Source organism: Bradyrhizobium sp. NAS80.1 (genome assembly GCF_001908205.1).
Lineage (GTDB): Bacteria > Pseudomonadota > Alphaproteobacteria > Rhizobiales > Xanthobacteraceae > Bradyrhizobium.
Map to the genome: position 1 here is coordinate 11568 of NZ_LGHL01000089.1, position 21026 is coordinate 32593.

General features: G+C 65.1%; 19 protein-coding genes. 8 read left to right on the plus strand and 11 right to left on the minus strand.

Annotated elements, in window-relative coordinates:
- Positions 1-65: 65 nt before the first annotated feature.
- A complete protein-coding gene (locus AC629_RS20845) occupies positions 66-3575 on the plus strand; it encodes a hybrid sensor histidine kinase/response regulator (protein WP_084806880.1) in 3510 nt (1169 codons plus the stop codon).
- Between the two features lie 13 nt (positions 3576-3588).
- On the opposite strand, the gene AC629_RS20850 is transcribed toward AC629_RS20845, so the two are convergent.
- From AC629_RS20850 to AC629_RS20865, 4 genes are all read right to left on the minus strand, one after another.
- Positions 3589-4413, minus strand: coding sequence for an SDR family NAD(P)-dependent oxidoreductase (locus AC629_RS20850; protein ID WP_084806881.1), 825 nt, complete (start codon positions 4411-4413; stop codon positions 3589-3591).
- Between the two features lie 17 nt (positions 4414-4430).
- A complete protein-coding gene (locus tag AC629_RS20855) occupies positions 4431-4994 on the minus strand; it encodes a cytochrome P460 family protein (RefSeq protein ID WP_143199310.1) in 564 nt (187 codons plus the stop codon).
- Between the two features lie 73 nt (positions 4995-5067).
- The gene (locus AC629_RS20860) at positions 5068-6096 is read right to left on the minus strand and encodes an alpha/beta fold hydrolase (RefSeq protein ID WP_084806882.1); all 1029 of its coding nucleotides are present in this window, start codon (positions 6094-6096) and stop codon (positions 5068-5070) included.
- Between the two features lie 36 nt (positions 6097-6132).
- Complete coding sequence (locus AC629_RS20865) at positions 6133-6552, minus strand: organic hydroperoxide resistance protein (RefSeq protein ID WP_084806883.1); 420 nt, start codon at positions 6550-6552, stop codon at positions 6133-6135.
- 198 nt (positions 6553-6750) lie between these two features.
- Here AC629_RS20865 and AC629_RS20870 point away from each other — a divergent pair, with 198 nt between their 5' ends.
- Entirely contained in the window at positions 6751-9591 is a 2841-nt protein-coding gene (locus AC629_RS20870) for an ATP-binding protein (protein WP_084806884.1), read from the plus strand.
- A 38-nt stretch (positions 9592-9629) separates the two neighbouring features.
- Here AC629_RS20870 and AC629_RS20875 read toward each other — a convergent pair whose 3' ends face one another.
- Positions 9630-10301 (minus strand): response regulator, encoded by a 672-nt coding sequence (locus AC629_RS20875; RefSeq protein ID WP_084806885.1) that lies wholly within the window; start codon positions 10299-10301, stop codon positions 9630-9632.
- A 345-nt stretch (positions 10302-10646) separates the two neighbouring features.
- Between AC629_RS20875 and AC629_RS20880 the strand changes: the two genes are divergently transcribed.
- Complete coding sequence (locus tag AC629_RS20880; protein ID WP_210419077.1) at positions 10647-12272, plus strand: MFS transporter; 1626 nt, start codon at positions 10647-10649, stop codon at positions 12270-12272.
- A gap of 38 nt (positions 12273-12310) precedes the next feature.
- Here AC629_RS20880 and AC629_RS20885 read toward each other — a convergent pair whose 3' ends face one another.
- Together AC629_RS20885 and AC629_RS20890 are read right to left on the minus strand one after the other, a co-directional pair.
- On the minus strand, positions 12311-12808 hold the full coding sequence (locus tag AC629_RS20885) for a secondary thiamine-phosphate synthase enzyme YjbQ (RefSeq protein WP_084806887.1): 498 nt from the start codon (positions 12806-12808) through the stop codon (positions 12311-12313).
- Positions 12809-12968: 160 nt separating this feature from the next.
- On the minus strand, positions 12969-13490 hold the full coding sequence (locus AC629_RS20890; protein ID WP_084806910.1) for a hypothetical protein: 522 nt from the start codon (positions 13488-13490) through the stop codon (positions 12969-12971).
- A gap of 359 nt (positions 13491-13849) precedes the next feature.
- Here AC629_RS20890 and AC629_RS20895 point away from each other — a divergent pair, with 359 nt between their 5' ends.
- From AC629_RS20895 to AC629_RS20915, 5 genes are all read left to right on the plus strand, one after another.
- On the plus strand, positions 13850-14224 hold the full coding sequence (locus AC629_RS20895) for an AtpZ/AtpI family protein (RefSeq protein WP_084806888.1): 375 nt from the start codon (positions 13850-13852) through the stop codon (positions 14222-14224).
- A 112-nt stretch (positions 14225-14336) separates the two neighbouring features.
- Positions 14337-15086: a F0F1 ATP synthase subunit A gene (locus AC629_RS20900; RefSeq protein WP_084806889.1), complete on the plus strand. Its 750-nt coding sequence runs from the start codon at positions 14337-14339 to the stop codon at positions 15084-15086.
- 53 nt (positions 15087-15139) lie between these two features.
- Positions 15140-15370 carry a F0F1 ATP synthase subunit C gene (locus AC629_RS20905; RefSeq protein ID WP_007599451.1) on the plus strand — a complete coding sequence of 77 codons (231 nt, stop codon included), beginning with the start codon at positions 15140-15142 and terminating at the stop codon, positions 15368-15370.
- Positions 15371-15435: 65 nt separating this feature from the next.
- Positions 15436-16002 (plus strand): F0F1 ATP synthase subunit B, encoded by a 567-nt coding sequence (locus tag AC629_RS20910; protein WP_084806890.1) that lies wholly within the window; start codon positions 15436-15438, stop codon positions 16000-16002.
- 5 nt (positions 16003-16007) lie between these two features.
- On the plus strand, positions 16008-16493 hold the full coding sequence (locus AC629_RS20915; RefSeq protein ID WP_084806891.1) for a F0F1 ATP synthase subunit B family protein: 486 nt from the start codon (positions 16008-16010) through the stop codon (positions 16491-16493).
- A 160-nt stretch (positions 16494-16653) separates the two neighbouring features.
- On the opposite strand, the gene AC629_RS48830 is transcribed toward AC629_RS20915, so the two are convergent.
- The 4 genes from AC629_RS48830 to thrC all read right to left on the minus strand — a co-directional run bounded on the left by AC629_RS48830 (position 16654) and on the right by thrC (position 20783).
- A complete protein-coding gene (locus AC629_RS48830) occupies positions 16654-17310 on the minus strand; it encodes a hypothetical protein (RefSeq protein WP_084806892.1) in 657 nt (218 codons plus the stop codon).
- Positions 17311-17455: 145 nt separating this feature from the next.
- Positions 17456-18043, minus strand: a complete 588-nt coding sequence (locus AC629_RS20925; RefSeq protein WP_084806893.1) for a GNAT family N-acetyltransferase — start codon at positions 18041-18043, stop codon at positions 17456-17458.
- Between the two features lie 35 nt (positions 18044-18078).
- A complete protein-coding gene (locus AC629_RS20930) occupies positions 18079-19368 on the minus strand; it encodes a M16 family metallopeptidase (RefSeq protein ID WP_084806894.1) in 1290 nt (429 codons plus the stop codon).
- Entirely contained in the window at positions 19365-20783 is a 1419-nt protein-coding gene (gene thrC, locus AC629_RS20935; RefSeq protein WP_084806895.1) for a threonine synthase, read from the minus strand. Before thrC ends, AC629_RS20930 begins: the two co-directional genes overlap by 4 nt.
- Positions 20784-21026: the final 243 nt, after the last annotated feature.

Consider the following 21026-nt stretch of genomic DNA (forward strand, 5'->3'; position numbering starts at 1 on the left):
AAGCGCTAGATTTGCAAGGAAAATGAGAGCGGGCGCTGTCGCGCCCATGGAGAACGCACGGGCCAATGCTGCACGACTGGGGCGTGATCGCCGCCGCCTTCGGCTATATCGGCTTTCTGTTCCTGGTGGCGAGCCACGGCGACCGCCGTTCGCCGGCCGGGCCGGGCCGCGCCTCCGGCCTGATCTATCCGCTGTCGCTCGCGATCTATTGCACCTCCTGGACCTTCTTCGGCTCGGTCGGCTTCGCGACCCGTAACTCGACCGACTTCCTTGCGATCTATGTCGGCCCGATCCTGATGATCGGGATCGGCGCCGGCGTGCTCCGGCGGGTGATCCAGCTCGCGAAGGCCCACAACATCACCTCGATCGCCGACTTCATCGGCGCGCGCTATGGCAAGAGCCAGGCGGTGGCGGCCACCGTGGCCCTGATCGCGATCATCGGCTCGGTGCCCTACATCGCGCTCCAGCTCAAGGCGGTCGCCTCCTCGCTCGCAACGATCCTGAGCGAGGACCAGGCCTTCTCTCACATCCCGATCCTCGGCGATATGGCGCTGATGGTGACGCTGGCGATGGCGGCCTTCGCGGTGCTGTTCGGCACGCGGCAGACCGACGCCACCGAGCACCAGCACGGCCTGATGCTGGCGGTCGCGACCGAATCCATCGTCAAGCTAGTCGCATTCCTCGCCGCCGGCATCTTCGTCACCTTCTGGATGTTCTCGCCGCCTGAATTGATCGAGCGCGCGATGAAGACGCCTGAGGCGGTGCGCGCGATCGAGTATTCGCCGTCGATCGGCAACTTCCTCACCATGACGTTGCTGTCGCTCTGCGCGATCATGCTGCTGCCGCGCCAGTTTCACGTCAGCGTGGTCGAAAACTCGTCCGACGCCGAGGTCGGCCGCGCGCGCTGGCTGTTCCCGCTCTATCTCGTCGCGATTAATCTGTTCGTGATCCCGATCGCCCTCGCCGGCCTCGTCATCTTTCCGTTTGGTGTGGTCGACCCGGACATGTACGTGCTGGCGCTGCCCATGGAGGGTGGTGCGGCACTCCTCAGCGTCGCAGTCTTCGTCGGCGGCCTGTCGGCGGCGACCGCGATGGTGATCGTCGAATGCGTCGCGCTCTCCATCATGGTCTCGAACGACCTCGTGGTGCCGCTGGTGCTGCAACGGCGCCCGGAGGGGCGCCCCGGCGGCGCCGATTTCAGCGACTTCCTGCTGCGCTCGCGGCGGCTCGCGATCTTCGCCATCATGGTGATGGCCTATTTCTATTACCGCGCGCTTGGCAACACCCAGCTCGTGGCGATCGGTCTGCTCTCCTTCGCCGCCATCGCCCAGCTTGCACCAAGCTTCTTCGGCGGACTGCTGTGGCGGCGCGCGACCGCGCGCGGCGCGATCGGCGGCATGCTGGTCGGTTTCGCGGTGTGGCTCTACACGCTGTTCATCCCGAGCTTCATGGATACCTCGACTTCAGGCATCCTGCTGCTCCAGCACGGTCCGTTCGGGATCGAGGCGCTGCGGCCGCAGGCGCTGTTCGGCGCCGACCTGCCGCCGCTGATGCATGGCGTTGTCTGGTCGCTGTCGCTCAACATCCTCACCTATGTGCTGCTGTCGCTGGCGCGGCAGCCGTCTTCCATCGAGCTGGTGCAGGCCGATCTGTTCGTGCCCATCACACTCGCGCCGATCTCCCCGAATTTCCGCCGCTGGCGCACCACCGTCACGGTGCAGGACATCCAGACCACGGTCGCGCAGTATCTCGGGCCCGACCGTGCACGACATTCGTTCGAGGCCTTCTCCGCAAGACGCAATGTTCGGCTCGAGCCCGCGGCGCCCGCCGATTTCGAGCTGCTGCAGCACGCCGAGCACCTGATCGCCTCCTCGATCGGCGCGGCCTCATCGCGGCTCGTGATGTCGCTCCTGCTGCGCAAGCGGACCGTCTCTGCGAAGGCCGCGCTGAAACTGCTCGACGATTCCCATGCGGCGCTGCATTTCAACCGCGAGATCCTCCAGACCGCGCTCAACCATGTGCGTCAGGGCATCGCGGTGTTCGACGCCGACCTGCAACTGATCTGCTCCAATCGTCAGTTCGGCGATCTCCTCAACGTGCCGCCGCATTTCATCCAGTTCGGCACGCCCTTGCGCGAAATCCTGGAATTCATGGGCGTGAGCGATCCGGACGATCCGTCCGCGCGCGAAGCCATGCTGGAGCGGCGGCTCGCGGCTTACACCACCGACGGCGAGCCGTATCTCGAGCGCCTGCCGGAACGCCATATGGTGATCGAGGTGCTCACCAACCACATGCCCGGCGGCGGCTTCGTCATCACCTTTACCGACGTCACGCCGACGTTCGAGGCGGCGGAAGCGCTGGAGCGCGCCAACGCGACGCTGGAAAAGCGCGTGCGCGACCGCACCGAGGAGCTGACGCGGCTGAACTCCGAGCTGGCGCGGGCCAAGAGCACGGCGGAAGACGCCAGCATCTCCAAGACGCGCTTCCTCGCCGCCGCCAGCCACGACATTCTCCAGCCGCTCAACGCGGCGCGGCTTTACGTCACGAGCCTGGTCGAGCGCCAGCACAGCGGCGAGGAGACCCGGCTGGTCGAGAACATCGACGAGTCGCTCCAGGCGATCGAGGAGATCCTCGGCGCGCTGCTCGATATCTCGCGGCTGGATGCCGGCGCGATGACGACCTCGATCTCGAGCTTCAAGATGGCCGATTTGATGCGTTCGCTGGAGATCGAGTTCGCGCCGATCGCGCGCGCCAAGGGTCTCGAGCTCACCTTCGTGCCCTGCTCACTGCCGGTCGAGTCGGACCGCCTGCTGCTGCGGCGCCTGCTCCAGAACCTGATCTCCAACGCGATCAAATACACACCGCGCGGCCGCGTGCTGGTCGGCTGCCGCCGCCGCGGCGCCTCGCTCAAGATTTGCGTCTATGACACCGGCGTCGGAATCCCATCGGTCAAGCGCGGCGAGATCTTCAAGGAATTCCACCGCCTCGAGCAGGGCGCGCGGATCGCGCGCGGTCTGGGCCTTGGCCTGTCGATCGTCGAACGGCTGGCGCGCGTGCTCAAGCACGGCATCGCCATCGACGGCAATGCGAGCGGCGGCTCGGTGTTTTCCGTGACGGTGCCGACCGCGAAGGCGGTCACGCACACCGCCGCCGTGACCATCGCGACGCCGCTCGCGCACAGGCCGATCTCGGGCGCCCTGATCGTCTGCATCGAGAACGACGCGGCGATCCTCGACGGCATGCGCACGCTGCTAAGGGCCTGGAACGCCGAGGTGATCGCGGTGGCCGATCCCGAAGGCGCGATCGCCGCGATCGAAGCTGCCGGGAAGCGCGTCACCGGCCTGCTCGTCGATTACCATCTCGACCGTGGCAACGGCATTGCCGCCATCCGCGAGATCCGCCGCCGCTTCGGCGACACCATCCCCGCGATCCTGATTACCGCCGACCGTAGCCCCGCAGTGCAAGTCGCCGCGCGTGAGGAGAATATCGCGGTGCTCAACAAGCCGGTGAAGCCGGCCTCGCTCCGCGCCTTGCTCGGTCAGTGGCGCACACAGCAGATGGTCGCGGCGGAGTAAGGCGCGCGGCGGGTCAGTAGTCGGTCGAGATGCTGAGCGCGCGCCACCTCTCGAGTTCCTCGAGGCGTTGCCGATCCGTCGTTGCGATGGCGTTTACCGCGTCGCTCCCGAGCGCAATCCGTAGAGGTGGACAATCCATATCGACGAGCTTCAACAGGACGGTGGCAGCCCTCGCCGGATCACCCGGCTGGCGACCATCGTACTCGCGCTGCATCCTGACAGCAGCTCCAACGACTGCATCGTAGTCGGCACGACCTTCACCGGTCGCATGCGCAGCCTGCGCAAAGCCGGTCCGGAAGCCGCCGGGCTCGACGATCGTCACGTGCACGCCGATCAGCGCCATCTCGCGCGCCAGGGACTCCGAAAAGCCTTCGATTCCCCATTTCGCAGCCGAATAGGCCGCGCGGGCCGGAGCACCGATACGTCCGCCGACGGATGAGAACTGCACGATGTGCCCGCGGCGCTGCCGACGCAGCACAGGGATCGCCGCCTTCGTGACGATGATGGTGCCGATCAGGTTGACCTCGATCTGCTGACGGAACGACTCCAGGCTCGTGTCCTCGACCGATCCGAGTTCGCCATAGCCGGCGTTGTTCACGACCACATCGACGCCGCCAAACGCCTCTACGGCGAGGCCGATGGCCGCTCGCGCTGCCGCCTCGTCGGTCACGTCGAGCGCTACGATCCGCACTCTGTCGCCGAAGCGTTCAAGCAACGGATCGAGCGGCACCGTGTCACGGGCCGAAGCAACCACGCGATCTCCCGCCACAAGCGCGGCCTCCGCGATAGCCCGTCCCAGACCGCGCGAGCTGCCGCTGATGAACCAGGTCTTCGACATCGTCGTCTCCCGGATGCTCAGGGCGCGAGCCGTGTGAAGACGTAATCGCGGCTCTTGGCGCGGGCTTCGTGACAGGCGAAGCAGGTGCGATGCTGGGCCTCGTCGACCGGCTTGCCGTTGACGAAGCGACCAAACCCCCAGCCGCCGGTGGCGGCATATTTTTTTGAATCCTTGACCATCACCTGCACCGTGGTGGCGGCGCCAGGAATCGTGGCGGACGCGAATTCGGGTGACTGCTTCCGCTTCCAGGCGCGCTTGACCAAAATGGTGCCGTCGGGGAATGGAAGCTTTCCAGCCTGATAGGCGTCGATTGCGGTCTGGTTGCCGACGACAGCGCGAAGCTCGTCGAGCGGCGCGGCCTCCTCGGCCGGTGCGATCAGCTCCCACTGCTTGTAGCCCTGTGGAATCGTGACCCCGAAGATCGGCGACGCATCGGCTGTCGCGCGTTCCGCCGGCCCCTCCGCAAGGGCGATCGTGACGAGGTATGGCACACAGGTCAGGAGAACGACGAGGAGGATCACGGCGAGCACGATCACCGTGGGGAAGGAGAATCTTGTCTTTTCGGTTCCGGTTGGCGTCATGACGTTTGATCAGGTTGGGATTGAAAGGGAGAAGCTCGGTCCAGCCGGGCTGGACCGAGGCATGGACAAATTCTCAGGCACCGTCGGCGTCGATGACGGCCTTGGCAAAGGCTTGTGGTGCCTCCTGGGGCAGGTTGTGGCCGATGCCGCCAGTGATCAGGCGATAGTCGTAGCGACCAGAGAACTTCTTGGCGTAGGCGCTGGCGTCGGGATGTGGCGCGCCGTTGGCGTCGCCTTCCATAGTGATCGTCGGCACGCCGATCACGGGAGCGGCCGCAAGCTTCTTTTCGAGATGCTCGTATTTCGCCTCGCCCTGGGCGAGCCCGAGCCGCCAGCGATAATTGTGGATCGTGATCGCGACATGATCCTTGTTGTCGAGCGCCGCCGCGCTCCGGTCGAAAGTGGCGTCGTCGAACTTCCACTGCGGCGAGGCGAGCTTCCAGATCAGCTTGGCGAAGTCGTGCGTGTATTTCTCGTATCCCGCGCGGCCGCGCTCGGTGGCGAAATAGAATTGATACCACCATTGCAGCTCGGCCTGCGGCGGCAGCGGCGCATTGCCGGCGGCCTGGCTGGAGATCAGATAGCCGCTGACCGACACCAGCGCGCGGCAACGATCCGGCCACAGCGCGGCGATGATATCGGCGGTGCGCGCGCCCCAGTCGAAACCGGCGACGACCGCCTTCTTGATGTTGAGCGCGTCCATCAGCGCGATGATGTCGACGGCCATCGCGGCAGGCTCGCCATTGCGCGGCGTCTCGCTGGAGAGGAAGTGCGTCGTGCCGTATCCACGCAAATACGGGATGATCACGCGATAGCCGGCCTGCGCCAGGATCGGCGCAACATCGACGAAGCTGTGAATGTCGTAGGGCCAGCCGTGCAGCAGGATCGCCACGGGACCGTTCGACGGACCGGCCTCCGCATAGCCAACATTGAGGACGCCGGCATCGATCTGCTTGATCGCGCCGAAGGAGGCGTTCGTCGAGGAGGAGCGCGGCGCCTGCGATTCAGCGCGGGCGAGGTCGATCACGCCGAGGCCGACGGCGACGGTCCCCGCGGCGACGCCGAGAAACTGGCGCCGGTGTTGGTCGATGATCTGCTTCATGGTGTTACTACCTTGCTGATGGTTGATGGTGGTGCGTCAGATCAGCGCGACCGTGACGTCGATGTTGCCCCGGACGGCCTTGGAATAAGGACAGGTCCGGTGCGCTTCATCGACGATGCCGCGCGCGATATCGCGATCGAGACCCGGCAGGCTGACATTGAGACGCGCCCTGAGCGAATACGCGCCCTCATCAAGAACGAGGTCGATCTCCGCATCGATCGCGCTTTTCCTGGGAAGGTCGATCTTCCGCTTGCGGGCCGCGATCTCCATCGCGCCTTCGAAGCAAGCCGACCAGCCGGCCGCGAACAATTGCTCGGGATTGGTGCCGATGCCTGTGCCACCCGGCGGCGAGAGCTTGACGTCCAGACGGCCGTCCGAGCTGCGGGACGTGCCGTCCTGGCGCCCGCCGGCGGTGTGCGTCCGGGCCGTGTAGAGCAGTTTTTCCGTCTGCGTCATGATGTCTCCTTGCGGTCGCCCAACCGACTAGCAGCGGCCACCGCAGCACACCCGTTTGGATTTGTGAGAAGTTGTGAGGCCTCAGCTTGCAGCTGATCACGAGGCCCGCGCACGCGGTCTGAGCCAAATGCAGGGGCGGCCTTGCTGGATCACAATCGTCTGGCTATCCGGTACCTTCGAAAGGACCAAGATTCTGCCATGACCGATCCGGGCGGCACCGCAGCGGGAACTCTATCGTTCGGGCCATTCATCGTGACGCCGCATGAAAGACTCGTGACGCGCGATGGCGTCGCGTTGTCGCTCGGCGCGAGAGCCTTCGACACGCTGATCGCGCTGATGTCGCGACCGAACGAGGTCGTCAGCAAACAGGATCTGATGGCGCTGGTGTGGCCCGGCATGACCGTCGAAGAAGCCAATTTGCGCTTTCACGTCGCAACCCTTCGCAAGGCGCTCGGCGACGGCAAGGCCGGCGCACGCTACATCACCACGCTCTCCGGGCGCGGCTATTGCTTCGTGGCGCCGATCTCGCAAATGGAGAGCCCGGTAGAGCGCCACCCCGCACCGCGGACGGGTCCGCCGCTGGTGAAATTGCCGAACCGTCTGCAGCGGATGGTCGGCCGCGACGAAGCGGTCGCCGCCGTCTCTGACAAGCTCGTCAACTCGCGCTTCGTCACGATCGCCGGCCCGGGCGGAGTCGGCAAGACCGCCGTTGCGGTGGCGATCGCTCACGACCTGCTCGAAACGTTCTCCGACGCTGCACATTTCGTTGACCTTGCCGCGCTCAGCGATCCCGATCTCGTGATCACCTCGATCCTGCTGATGCTGGGCCTGCCGGCACAGGCCGACGATTCCTTGCCCGCGCTGCTCGCGCATCTCCGGGACAAGCGGATGCTGCTGATCCTGGACAATTGCGAGCATGTCATCGCCGCCGCGGCGCCGCTTGCCGCGGCGATCTTCCACGCCGCGCCGCATGTCCATATCCTGGCGACGAGCCGCGAAGCCCTGCGCGTCGAGGGCGAGCAGGTCTATCGATTGGCACCGCTTGCCGTGCCACCTGACAGTGCCGGACTGACGGCGACCACCGCGCAGACCTATCCCGCGCTTCAGCTGTTCATCGAACGAGCGTCAGCCGGCGGCGCGCGGATCGCGCTCGACGATGCCAATGCTGCGATCGTTGCCGGAATCTGCCGCAAGCTCGACGGCATGGCGCTGGCGATCGAGCTCGCCGCCGGCCGGGTCGAAGCCTACGGCCTTGAGCAGACGGCGGCACTGCTCGACGAGCGCCTCAACCTGCTCTGGCAGGGCCAACGCACCGCGCCGCCGCGACAGAAGACGTTGCAGGCGACGCTGGACTGGAGCTACGGGCTCCTGTCCGACATTGAGCGCCTCGTGCTGCGCCGGCTTGCGGTCTTCGCCGGTCACTTCACCATCGACGCAGCGCTCGAGGTCGTGCCGGACGAACGCGTCGACCGCTCTCACCTGTTCGACGCCATCGACAGCCTCGTCGCCAAGTCCATGGTCGCGCCACGACCGATCGGCGCCATGATGCGCTACCGCCTCCTCGATACGACGCGCGCCTATTTGCTCGAAATCGAGCCGAACGACGCAGTGCTCGCCGCCCGCCACGCGACCTACTACCGGCGATGGCTGGAGCAGGCCGGCACGACATGGGCGACGGTACCGAGCGCCGACGAACGCGCGATCCATTTCTCCGCGCTTCACAACGTGCGCGCAGCGCTGGACTGGTGCTTCGGCATGCGCGGCGACGTCCGCATCGGCATTGCGCTCGCCGCGGCTGCGGCGCCGATCTTCCTGGCGATGTCCTTGCTGATCGAATGTCGGCGCTGGTCGGAACGGGCGCTGCTCGCGATCGATCCCTCCTCGCGCGGCGGCGCCGAGGAAATGCACATCCAGGCCGCACTCGGACTGACCCTGATGTTCACGCGCGGCGGCAGCGAGGCTGCACGCGGCGCATTGAGCAGGAGCCTTGCGATCGCCGGGACGCGCGGCGACGAGCAGAACCAGCTCCAGCTACTCGGCCGCATGCATATCTTCCACGAGCGGATGGGACAGTTCGACGCCGCGCTCGGTTACGCGCAGCAGAGCCTCACGGTCGCCGAGGCGCTCGGCGATGCGACCTCGATCGCGCTCGCCCATTCGCTTCTGGGCGTCTCGCTGCATCTGGCCGGCGAGCATCGCGACGCGCTGAACATGCTGGAGGCCGCGTGGCGGGGACCGGGCACGGAACGGATCAGCACGGTCTACGGCTTCGATCACCGCAACCGGGCCGGCATATCGCTCGCGCGAGAGCTTTGGTTGCAGGGCCGGCCGGCGGATGCGCGGCGATTGGCCCAGCAGACGGTCGCCGAGGCCGCGGAGATGGATCATCCGATCACGCTCTGCATTGCGTTGATTTGGATGGTCTCGATCGATCTCTGGAGCGGAGACCTCGACGGCGCGGAAGAGAACATCGACCACTTCATTGCACATGCCACGTCGCGCTCAATGGGCCCTTATCTCGCGGTCGGCCGAGGCGTCAAAGGCGAACTGGCGATCCGGCGCGGCGACGCCGCAGGCGGTGTCGAGACGATACGCGCCAGCCTGCGCGAGCTTCACGAGGCCGGCTATGAGCTGCTCACCACGACATTCAACATCGCGTTGGTTCAAGGCTTGTTGGCGCTTGGACGGAGTGAACAAGGCGCGGTCCTGATCGACGATGCGATCCGTCTCGTCGAGCAAAACGGCGATCATCTCTACATGCCGGAGCTGCTGCGCATGAAAGCCAAGGTGTTGCTGTCCCTTCCCGGGCCCAACGTCGGGAACGCAGAAGCCCACCTGATGCAATCGCTGGAGCTTGGCCGCCGCAAGGACGCGAAGGCCTGGGAGTTACGGGCCGCAATCGATCTCGCCGAGCTCATTGCCGAACGCGGCCGGCGCGAGGAAGCGAAAGGTTTGCTTCAATCGGCCCTCGAAGGTTTCGCCGAGGGCTCGGAGACGGCCGATATCAAGACCGCCAACAGGCTGCTGGAAACATTGTAGCTGCGAACCGCCTCGGCGCCCCGCAATGACGGAGCGGGTTACCCCGTCGGGGTGCCCTGCTTCCACTGGCCGCCGGCGATCTTGGCCGCTGCGATCACCGCCTGCGTGCGGCTCTCGACGCCGAGCTTTTGCAGGATCGCCGAGACATGCGCCTTGATGGTGGCCTCGGAGACGCCGAGCTCGTAGGCGATCTGCTTGTTGAGCAACCCTTCCGACAGCATCATCAGGACCCGGACCTGCTGCGGCGTCAGCGTCACCAAGCGGTCACGCAGGCGCGTCATGTCGGGATCGGCCGCGGCCGACAGGTCGGTGTCGGCGGGAACCCAGACGTCGCCCTCCATCACCTTGAGGATGGCATCACGCAACGTCTCGACGCCGAAACGCTTCGGAATGAAGCCGGAGGCACCGAAATCGAGCGAGCGGCGGATCGTGGCGCTGTCGTCGGAGGCCGAGACGATGACCACCGGGATCGCCGGATATTGCGCGCGCAAATAGATCAGGCCGGAAAAGCCGGAGATCCCCGGCATCGAGAGGTCGAGCAGGATCAGGTCGACGTCGGAGGTCTGTTCCAGCAGCTTGGTCAGATCCTCGAACGATCCGGCCTCGTCGATCCTCGCCGAGGTCAGGACGCTTGCCACCGCCTGTCGAAGCGCATCGCGGAACAGGGGATGGTCATCGGCAATGACGAGATGGGTCGAGGGAGCGTTCATCGTTCTCTTGCTGGCAGTCGCACCGGGCCACTAGGCCGGCCCGGGGGGCCTTGGTCAATTCTTTCTCGACCCGCCGTGGCATGCAAGTGGACAATATCCCTTTGCGGGAATGGGGTTAATCCACCGTCGAGCACTATTTTGCCGGATCGGGGCTCCTCAGCGTCAGGCACGCGTCAGTGCGCAAGGCCAAAAGTCGTATTGGGGCGAGTTTCACGCCGATGTTACCTTGCGGTTAAGACCCAGGTTGATCCGCCTTGCCCGGACAGCCGGGACGCGAGGAAACGCATTTCGGGGAGCTCATTTACAATGTCTACAATGGCTGCAACGTCGGCACGATCGACCGGCATGACGAAGGATGAGCGTTTCGTCATCCTCGCATCGTCGCTCGGCACCGTCTTCGAGTGGTACGACTTCTACCTCTACGGATCGCTGGCCGGCATCATCGGCGCGCAGTTCTTCTCGGATTATCCGCCAGCCACCCGCGACATCTTCGCGCTGCTCGCCTTCGCGGCAGGCTTCCTGGTGCGCCCTTTCGGCGCGATCGTATTCGGCCGTGTCGGTGACATCGTCGGCCGCAAATACACCTTCCTCGTCACCATCCTCATCATGGGCATGTCGACCTTCATCGTCGGCCTGCTGCCGAACGCGGCAACCATCGGCATCGCCGCCCCGATCATCCTGATCGCGCTGCGCCTCGCCCAGGGTCTGGCGCTCGGCGGTGAATATGGCGGTGCGGCGACCTATGTCGCCGAGCATGCCCCGAACGGCAAGCGCGGCTACTACACTTCCTTCATCCAGACGACTGCCACGCTCGGCCTGTTCCTGTCGCTGCTGGTCATTCTGTTCACCCGCACCGCGACGGGCGAAGCCGAATTCGCGAAGTGGGGCTGGCGCATCCCGTTCCTGGTCTCGGTGCTGCTGCTCGGCATTTCGGTCTGGATCCGGCTGCGTCTCAATGAATCGCCGATCTTCCAGAAGATGAAGGACGAGGGGAAGAGCTCGAAGGCGCCGCTGACGGAGGCCTTTGCGAACTGGCAGAACGGCAAGCTCGTCCTGCTCGCTTTGCTCGGCGGCACCATGGGCCAGGGCGTGGTCTGGTACACCGGCCAGTTCTATGCGCTGTTCTTCCTGCAATCGATCCTCAAGGTCGATGGCTACACCGCGAACCTGTTGATCGCCTGGTCGCTGCTGTTCGGCACCGGCTTCTTCATCGTGTTCGGCGCGCTCTCCGACAGGATCGGCCGCAAGCCGATCATCCTCGGCGGCTGCCTGATCGCAGCGCTGACCTTCTTCCCGATCTTCAAGATGATCACCACCAACGCCAACCCGGCGCTGGAGAAGGCGATCGAATCAGCGAAGGTCGAGGTGGTGGCCGATCCCTTGACCTGCGGCGATCTGTTCAACCCGGTCGGCACCCGCATCTTCAGTGCGCCTTGCGACATCGTGCGCTCCTTCCTGTCACAGTCGTCGGTCAAATACACGACGACCGCGGCCCCGGCAGGCTCGGGGGTCAAGGTCGTCGTCAACGGCAAGGAAGTGCCCTACGCAAACGCCAAGGACGGCAACCCGGCGGTCCTCGCCGCGGTGCAGGAGGCCGGCTATCCCAAGGCGGGCGACGCCGGCATCGTCAAGATGTCGAACCCGTTCGACATCTTCCGTCCGCAGGTGGCTGCGATCATCGGCCTGTTGTTCATCCTGGTGATCTTCGTCACCATGGTGTACGGGCCGATCGCGGCGATGCTTGTCGAGCTGTTCCCGACCCGCATCCGCTACACCTCGATGTCGCTGCCCTATCACATCGGTAACGGCTGGTTCGGCGGCCTCCTGCCCGCGACCGCGTTCGCGATCGTGGCCTCGACCGGCGACATCTATGCCGGCCTCTGGTACCCGATCGTGTTTGCGGTGGCCACCGCGGTGATCGGTTTCCTGTTCCTGCCCGAGACGAAGGACGTCGATATCAAGGCGACCTGATCGGACCAGCGATCCTTGCCAATGCAAGCCGGCCGCGGTCACCGCGGCCGGTTTTTTGACGGCTGCTGATTGCCGCCGATGAATTGCAGCACGATCTCGCGCCGGTGCGGGCGGCTGCGATGCTCGATCAGATAGATCGCCTGCCAGGTGCCGAGCGCGAGCTTGCCGTTCAGGACCGGGACCTGAAGCGAAGTCTGCGTCAGCATGGTCTTGATATGCCCGGGCATGTCGTCGGGCCCCTCGCTGTCGTGGATCCAGCCGGCATTTTCGGGCGCGAGGCGTGACAGCGCCGTTGTCAGATCGACGAGCACGGAAGGATCGGCGTTCTCCTGGATCGTCAGCGAGGCCGAGGTGTGACGGATGAACAGCGTCAGCGCGCCGTCGCGTGCGTGAGTCTCATCGACGAACTTCGCGGCGTCGCTGGTGAGATCGGTGAAGCCGCGGCCTGGCGTCTGCACGGTGAGCAGCGACGATACGATGGTGGTGGCTTGCACCGTGGACGGTGCGGAACGTGTCAGCGATCTGGTTGATGTCATGAAAGGTCTCGATCTATCGAACTCTGCCGTAGGGTCGGCAAAGGCGCATACGCGCCAAGCCCACGGCTTCTCCTAGTATCGTGGAGACACGGTGGGCACGGCGCGAGTGCGCCTTGCCCACCCTACGACAGCTCAACGCACGGATGACGCGAAGGGGTCCTCAAATCTTCCCCGACACGTCCTTCTGCACGCGGTTGGCCATCTCGATCAGCCGCCGCCACGCCTTTTCCAGGAACGACATCACGCGATCAACATCCTGGTCGCTCGGCAGCGGGATCTCGATCTTGCGGTCGCCCTCGGCGACCTTCGGCTCCGCCTTCTTGAGCGGGTCTGACTTCGGTAGCGCCTCGTCAATCTTGCCCGACACGGTCGGCCCCGCCGCCAGCTGTTCCTTCAGCTTCTCGTTCTCGGCCTGCAGCCTGCCGATCTCGGCGTCGAACGCGGCACGTTCGTCGGGCACCGCGTAGCAGCCCCAGCCGGCGCCGTTCCTGGTGCAGGTCGACATCGTGCCGGTGCGGGTGTCGAGCCGCAGCACGCCCTCGGGGATCGGCGTCATGCTGTAGCGGCCGTTTTCGCTGTCGGGCAAGGATTGCGCGGTCACCGGGCCGCCGCTGGTTGCCAGCACCGCCGCGAGCGCCGCGGTCGCAAGCCATGATGTTGTGGATGACGTCGCAGGTCTCATCGCGCTCTCCGCCACGATGCGCAGGTGGCACGTCCGCAATTCTATACCCCCGGCACGAGAATCCGCCGCCGAAAAGCGGTCATCAAATCAACGATCACGGCTGCCCCTTTGATCCCCGCAGCACGGCGAAATCGCGACCGCATCCGCCGATCATGAGAAGAGCTGCTGCGGTGCGGCGTCACGCTGTGTGCAGCGCTGCCGCGCGAGCTAATATAATCAAGCAAATCAAATACATAACAGAAAGCGACGCAATCGTGACTTGGCTTGACTTGATTATGGTCGGTCAGTATGGTCCGCGCGGCTTTTGAGGGTGGCGGGCGTAGTTTCCATTCAACCGCAGCGTTTCGGGTCTTCGTTGCATGACACAGGGCACGGGACACGGCGAGAATGGAGATCGCGATAGATCGCCCGAGGAAGCTGCGCTTTCCGAACGGCTCGGAAGTCTTAATCAGCGGTTGTCCGAATTTCGCGACCGCAGGATCAAGACCGAGCAACCCGCAGGTGACGGTGGAGACGGAGCGGCCAGAGCCTCGGCGATGGCGCTTGGTTTCAGGTTATCCTCCGAGTTGATCGCCGGCGTCGTTGTCGGAGCGGGGATTGGCTGGGGTTTCGACCGCTTGCTGTCGACGTCGCCTTTCGGATTTATCGTGTTCCTGCTGCTTGGCTTCGTGGCCGGCGTGGTGAACGTGGTGAGGACGGCGGGCGCGGGTCAAAACAGGCGCGGCGGTTCGTAGCTGGTCCTCACCAGGAGAGGAATGATCGTGCCGGCCTCGCCGGTACGGACCGGCCCGGCCGGTAGACCGAGACCAGCCGGCATTGCCCGGCAGACCAAGAGATGCCGCGCTGATGAAAATCGACCCGATCCACCAGTTCAACATCGAGCCTCTCTTCACCCTGGGCCATATCGGCAATCACACGATCGCCTTCACCAATTCGTCGCTCTATATGCTGGTAGCGGTCGCGATCATCTCGATCCTGATGCTCGCCAGCGGCACGCAGCTCGTTCCGGGTCGCCTGCAGTCGGTCGCCGAAATCTCCTACGAGTTCGTCGCCTCGACCATCCGTTCGACGGCCGGCGCGGAAGGCATGAAGTTCTTCCCGCTGATCTTCTCGCTGTTCATGTTCATCTGCGTTTCGAACCTGGTCGGCATCATCCCCTACACGTTCACGGTCTCGAGCCACCTGATCGTCACCGCCGCGCTCGCGCTGCTGGTGTTCTTCACCGTCCTGATCTACGGCGTCTACAAGAACGGCCTGAAATTCTTCAAGATTTTCATTCCCCACGGCGTCCCCGGCTACATCCTGCCGCTGGTCATGTTCATTGAGGTCCTGTCGTTCTTCCTGCGGCCGGTCTCCCACAGCGTCCGTCTCTTCGCCAACATGCTGGCCGGCCACATCGCGCTGAAGGTGTTCGCGGGCTTTGTCGCCATGCTCGGCTTCTCGCTCGGTGCCATCGGCTGGGTCGGCGGCGTGCTGCCGCTGGCGCTCACGGTCGCGCTGACCTCGCTGGAGCTCCTGGTCGCGTTCCTCCAGGCCTACGTGTTCGCGATCCTGACCTGCATCTACCTCAACGACGCCATTCATCCGGGACACTGAGCGGTCCGGGGAATTTCCACCCACAACCCAATCTTTCTTCCAAGGAGTCTAAAATGGATCCGGCAGCAGCAAAACTTATCGGCGCGGGCATCGCGTGCATCGGCATGGGCGGCGCGGGCGTCGGCGTGGGCGTGATCTTCGGCAACTACCTCGCCGCAGCCGTCCGCAACCCCTCGGCTGCTCAGGGCCAGTTCGGCAACCTGATTTTCGGCTTCGCCGTGACCGAAGCGCTCGGCATCTTCTCGCTGCTGATCGCGCTGCTGCTGCTGTTCGTTCCGCTCTGAGGACGACGTTTTTCGCGCCGTTCCAGCCTCTGGGACGGCGCGCGTGACAGCAACAGGAGATCTCCATGGCTGAGAGTCATGGCGGCGCAAAGGGTCCGGCGGCGGGCGCTCACACCGAGGCTGACGGTGGTCACCACGGTGGCGGTTTCCCGCCGTTCGAGAGCAGCACCTTTGCTTCGCAATTGGTGTCGCTCGCGATCTTCTTCGTCGTGCTTTACGTGATCGTGTCCAAGCTCGCCCTGCCGCGCATCGGCGGTGCGATCGAGGCGCGTCAGAACAAGATCGAGGGTGACCTCGCCGAAGCGCAGAAGCTGAAGGATCAGTCCGACGCGGCGCTGAAGGCCTATGAAAGCGAGCTCGCTTCGGCGCGCACGCGGGCGCAGGCGATCGGCAACGAATCCCGCGACAAGGCGAATGCGCAGGCGGAAGCCGAGCGCAAGACGCTGGAAGAGCAGTTGGCGGCCAAGCTCGCCGGGGCGGAGAAGACCATCGCCTCGACCCGCGCCACCGCCATGAGCAACGTCCGCGGTATCGCGGCCGATGCGGCAGGCCAGATCGTGCAGCGGCTCACCGGCGTCGTTCCCGACGCTGCGGCGGTCAATGCTGCGGTCGATGCGTCCTTGAAGGGTTAGTCGATATGTTCTTCGAACCTGAGTTTTGGGTCGCCGTCGCCTTCGTGATTCTGATGGTCGTGTTCGGCTATCTCGGGATCTTCAAGACGGCGATGAGCGCGCTCGATCATCGCGCCGACCGCATCAAGGCCGAGCTCGACGACGCGACGCGCCTCAAGCAGGAAGCGGCCAAGGTGCTCGCCGACTACAAGGCACGCAGCGCCACGGCCGAGCGTGAGGCCGCCGACATCATCGCCAACGCCAAGGCCGAAGCCGAGCGCATCGCGACCGAAGCCAAGGCGAAGATGGAAGACTTCGTCGCCCGTCGCACCAAGACCGCGGAGAGCAAGATTGCGCTCGCCGAGGCCCAGGCGCTGGCCGATGTCCGCGCCGCAGCCGCGGAAGCCGCCGTCCAGGCCGCCTCCACGATCCTGTCGCAGTCGGTCAAGGGCCAGGTCGCCGACGACCTGCTCGCCAAGGGCATCAACGAGGTTCGGCAGAAGCTGAACTGAGGGGCCTTGGCTTCACCAATCAAAAAGCCGGCGCGATGAGCGCCGGCTTTTTTGTTGGGCAATGCGTGATCGTCTGAACTGCTCTCCTGTCCCGGACGCGGCGCGGCATGAAATGACGCGCCGCAGAGCCGGGACCCACGCATCCGGGGCGCGAGACCTTTTACTTCTTCCTTCCCCGCGCCTTCGGCTCGGGCGAGAGCGCCTGCGGATCGAAGCCGACATAGAAGATGTAGGAATCGGCGGCTGCGGCCGAGGGCACCGGATAGGCCAAGTCCTCGGCAACGAAGGTGAAGGGCACGCTGCCGCTCTCCGACATCTCGACCGTGGTCCGGTAGGCCTTCGAGGCGATCACCTTCTCGCCGACGCCGCCCTGTACCACCGCGACGCGCAAGGGGACCTCGACCGTAGTAGGCGCGCCGGCAGGACCGGCGATGACGCGGCCCTGGATGCCGATTCGGGCCGTGATCTGGCCACCGCTTCGCGCGCATTCGCGCGCCATCTTGGTGATCGAGGCCTGGAAGCGGACGTCGTTGCCGACGGCCGGCTTTCCGGTCATCCCGACTGCGTAGGTGGAAGCCCCGGAGCGCACCGTGACCTGCGGGCAATCGACGTCGTCATCCGCCGCCGGCTGACCCGGCGCAGGCGCCGGGTTGGGCTGGGCCGGCTCGTCGGATTTGCCGCCGAACAGGCTCTTGAACCGGTCGGTCAGGGACTGGGCCGCCACCGGCGAGACGGAGGCGAGCGCAACCGACAACGCCAGCGCAACCGCCGTTCCCCGCCGCAACACATTCCGCGACGACCGAAGCTCCTTCACCATCAACGCCCGTACTCCATGACAATTTGCCGGCCGATCGCTGGCCGGGTTTGCGCGTTATATCGACAAAATCGGCGAACCCAAGGCAGGATACAAGGCAGCAAACGAGGCCGCAGCAACGAGACTTTGGTCACATGAATGGAGGGGTTCAGCCGCGGAAATCTTCATGCAGCAGGCCGAACAGCAGGTGGTCCTGCCAGATCCCGTTGATGCAGAGATAGCGGCGGGCAAGTCCTTCGCGGGAGAAGCCGCACTTCTCCAGCACCCGGATCGACGGCGCATTGGTCGGGATGCAGGCGGCCTCGACCCGGTGCAGGTTGAGCTCGCCGAACAGCGTCGGCAACAGCACCCGAAGCGCAGCCGTCATGTAGCCGCGATGGGCATGGGGCTGGCCGACCCAGTAGCCGATGGTGCCGGCCTGCACGATGCCGCGCCGGACATTGGCCAGCGTGATGCCGCCAACCATGGCGCTATCGAGCTCCCGGAAGATCAGGAAGGGATAGGAGCGGTCCGCGGCGATGTCCTCGGAATAGCGACGCAGACGGCGGCGGAAGCCGGACCGGGTGAGATCGTCCGACGGCCAGATCGGTTCCCAGGGCGTCAGATAATCGCGGCTGGTCTCGCGCAAGTGGGCCCATTGCAAGAAGTCCGACATCTGCGGGGCGCGCAGCAACAACCCGTTGCCGCGTGGGGCGAGGGCAGCAGGTCCACTGGACGGCAAGCGAAACAGGGCCATGGTGATGCTTCCCGGGGGGCGGGTCAGCGCGGTTCCTAATGCAGCCGCGCCTTGGCGCGCGCCCGCGTCAATCCTTCCGCAAAAGATACCGCCGTGTCCAGACCCCTGCCACTGCCTAATGCGACAACCGCAGGCCGGCTACGCGAAAGCAGCGCACGCGCCGCATCGCGGGTCGATTCGACGCTGACGGCGTCGATCCGGGCCACCAGCTCCTGCACCGTCTGCGGCCGGCCGTAGGCGAGCACGTGCCGGGCAAGCTGCTCGGCACGCGAGGAGCAGCTCTCCAGCGCCATCAGTAGGCCAGCCTTCATCTGCGCCTTGGCGCGTGCGATCTCGGCCTCGGTCAGGGTCTCCACCGAATCATTCATGATGTCGACCACGACTTCCATCATCTCCGGCGCATCGGCCGGATCGGTACCGGTGTAGAGGCCGAAGAAGCCGGTGTCGGTGTAGGGCGCGTGGAAGCTGTAGATCGAGTAGCAGAGGCCGCGCTTCTCACGCACCTCCTGGAATAGCCGCGAGGACATCCCGCCCCCGAGGATGTTGGTGAAGACCTGGAGCGAGAACAGGGACTGATCAGTCTGCGGCACGCCTTCCAGCGCCAGCGTCAGATGCGCCTGCTCGAGCTCGCGGTGCACCACCTTGGCGCCGCCCTTGCCGAACATGGCCGCCTGCGGCTTCGGACCCGGCGTCGCCTCGAAGCTCGCAAAGCGCTTCTCGACCTCGGCAACCACCTGCTTGTGATCGACTGCACCTGCTGCCGCCACCACCATGTCGGGACCTCGGTAATGGGTCGACAGATAACCGCGCAGCGAGTCGCGGTTGAAGCTGCGCAAGGTCTTCGCAGTTCCAAGCAATGAGCGCCCCATCGGCTGATCGGGATAGCAGAGCTCGTTGAGGTGCTCGAACACGACGTCGTCGGGCGTGTCCTGCGCAGCCCCGATCTCCTGCACGATCACGTTCTTCTCGCGCTCGAGCTCCTCCGGCTCGAAGGCCGGATTGGCGAGGATGTCGGAGAGCACATCGAGCGCGAGCGGCACGTCGGCCTTCAGCACGCGCGCATAATAGGATGTCGTTTCGGTCGAGGTGCCGGCATTGAGATCGCCGCCGACCGCCTCGATCTCCTCCACGATCTCGCGGGAGGATCGCCTCGTCGTGCCCTTGAACGCCATATGCTCGAGCAGGTGCGAGATGCCGTGCTCGTTCGGCTTCTCGTCGCGGCCGCCGACGCCGGCCCAGACGCCGAGCGCCGCAGTTTCAAGGTGGGGCATCTTGTCAGTGACGACGGTCAGGCCGGAGGCAAGCTTGGAAATCTCGACGCTCATCCGGCAACTCCCTCTTTCGCGGCGCGGCTGACCGTCAGCACGAACTGCTCGACCTCGGCCTGATCGTTCTTCATCACCTTCATGTGTTCGGATTTGGTCATCAGCCCGTCGAGCCAGGCCGGCAGTTGCGGCCGCTGGCCGCAGGCCGCCTCGACCGCGTCGGGGAATTTGGCCGGATGGGCGGTGGAGAGCACGATGCTGGGCACCGTGGTGTCGGTGGTGTCGCGGTCGGCGACAGCGAGCGCCACCGCCGTGTGGGGATCGACGAGCTCGCCCGCCTCGCGCCAGGCGGCGCGGATCGCAGCCGCAGTTTCAGTCACGTCGGCGCGGCCGGCGTCGAACTCCTCGCGGATCGCGGCCAGGGTCGCATCGGGCAGCACGAAGCGCCCAGACTGCTTGAGCGAGTCCATGAGACGGCGCACGCCGGCCGCATCGCGCCGGCCCGCCTCGAACAGCAGTCGCTCGAAATTCGAGGAGATCTGGATATCCATCGACGGCGACGCGGTCGCATGCACCTCGCGCACTTCGTAGATCCCTGTCTTGACCGTGCGCGCGAGGATGTCGTTGACGTTGGCGGCAATGCGCAGGGTCCGCACAGGAAGACCCATGCGCTTGGCGACATAGCCCGCGAAGATGTCGCCGAAATTGCCGGTCGGCACGACGAAGTCCACCGCGCGCGCCGGCGCTCCAACGGCGACCGCCGACGTGAAATAGTAGACCACCTGGGCAACGATGCGCGCCCAGTTGATGGAATTGACGCCGGACAGCGAGGTCGCATCGCGGAAGCGATGGTTGTTGAACATCCCCTTCACGAGTGCCTGGCAGTCGTCGAACGTGCCCTCGATGGCGAGCGCATGGACATTGGCCGCGCCCGTCGTCGTCATCATCCGCTGCTGCACCTCGGAGATGCGGCCGTGCGGGAACAGCACGATGAGATCGACATTCTCGAGCCCCGCAAACGCCTCGACAGCGGCGCCGCCGGTGTCGCCCGAGGTCGCGACCACGATGGTCGTGCGCTGGCCACGCTTGGCGAGCACATGGTCCATCAGCCGCGAGATCAGCTGCATCGCCACGTCCTTGAAGGCGAGCGTCGGACCGTGGAACAGCTCCAGCACGAACTGGTGCGGCGACATCTGGCGCAGCGGCACCACCGCGGGATGGCGGAAGGTGGCATAGGCCTCGTTGGCCATGCGGCCGAGCTCGGCGTCTGAAATCTCACCGCCGGCGAAGGGGCGGATCACGTCGACGGCCACCTCCCAATAGGGGCGACCGAAGAAGCCGGTGATGGTCTCGGCCGAGAGCTGCGGCCAGATGGCCGGCACATACAGACCGCCGTCGCGGGCAAGCCCGGTGAGCATCACGTCGCAGAAGCCGAGTTCAGGGGCCTCGCCCCGGGTCGAGATATAACGAGTCAAACTGCCCTCCAAAGGCCGACCGAGCCCAAGCTCGACCTGTAAGCCTTTGATTTTACGAAAATACTTGTTAACAGCCAGAGGCTTTGGGCCACCATAAAGTGTTTTGCGGCGTCGGGAAACCGCTTCGCGCCTGCACCCCTGTCGAACGCAAAAGGGCTGCGGCGATGCCGCAGCCCTCTCTTGGAAGGTCTGTCGTTGATGTGCAGACCGGTTTGCCTCGTCCGGGTCTCCGACCCGCTAGAA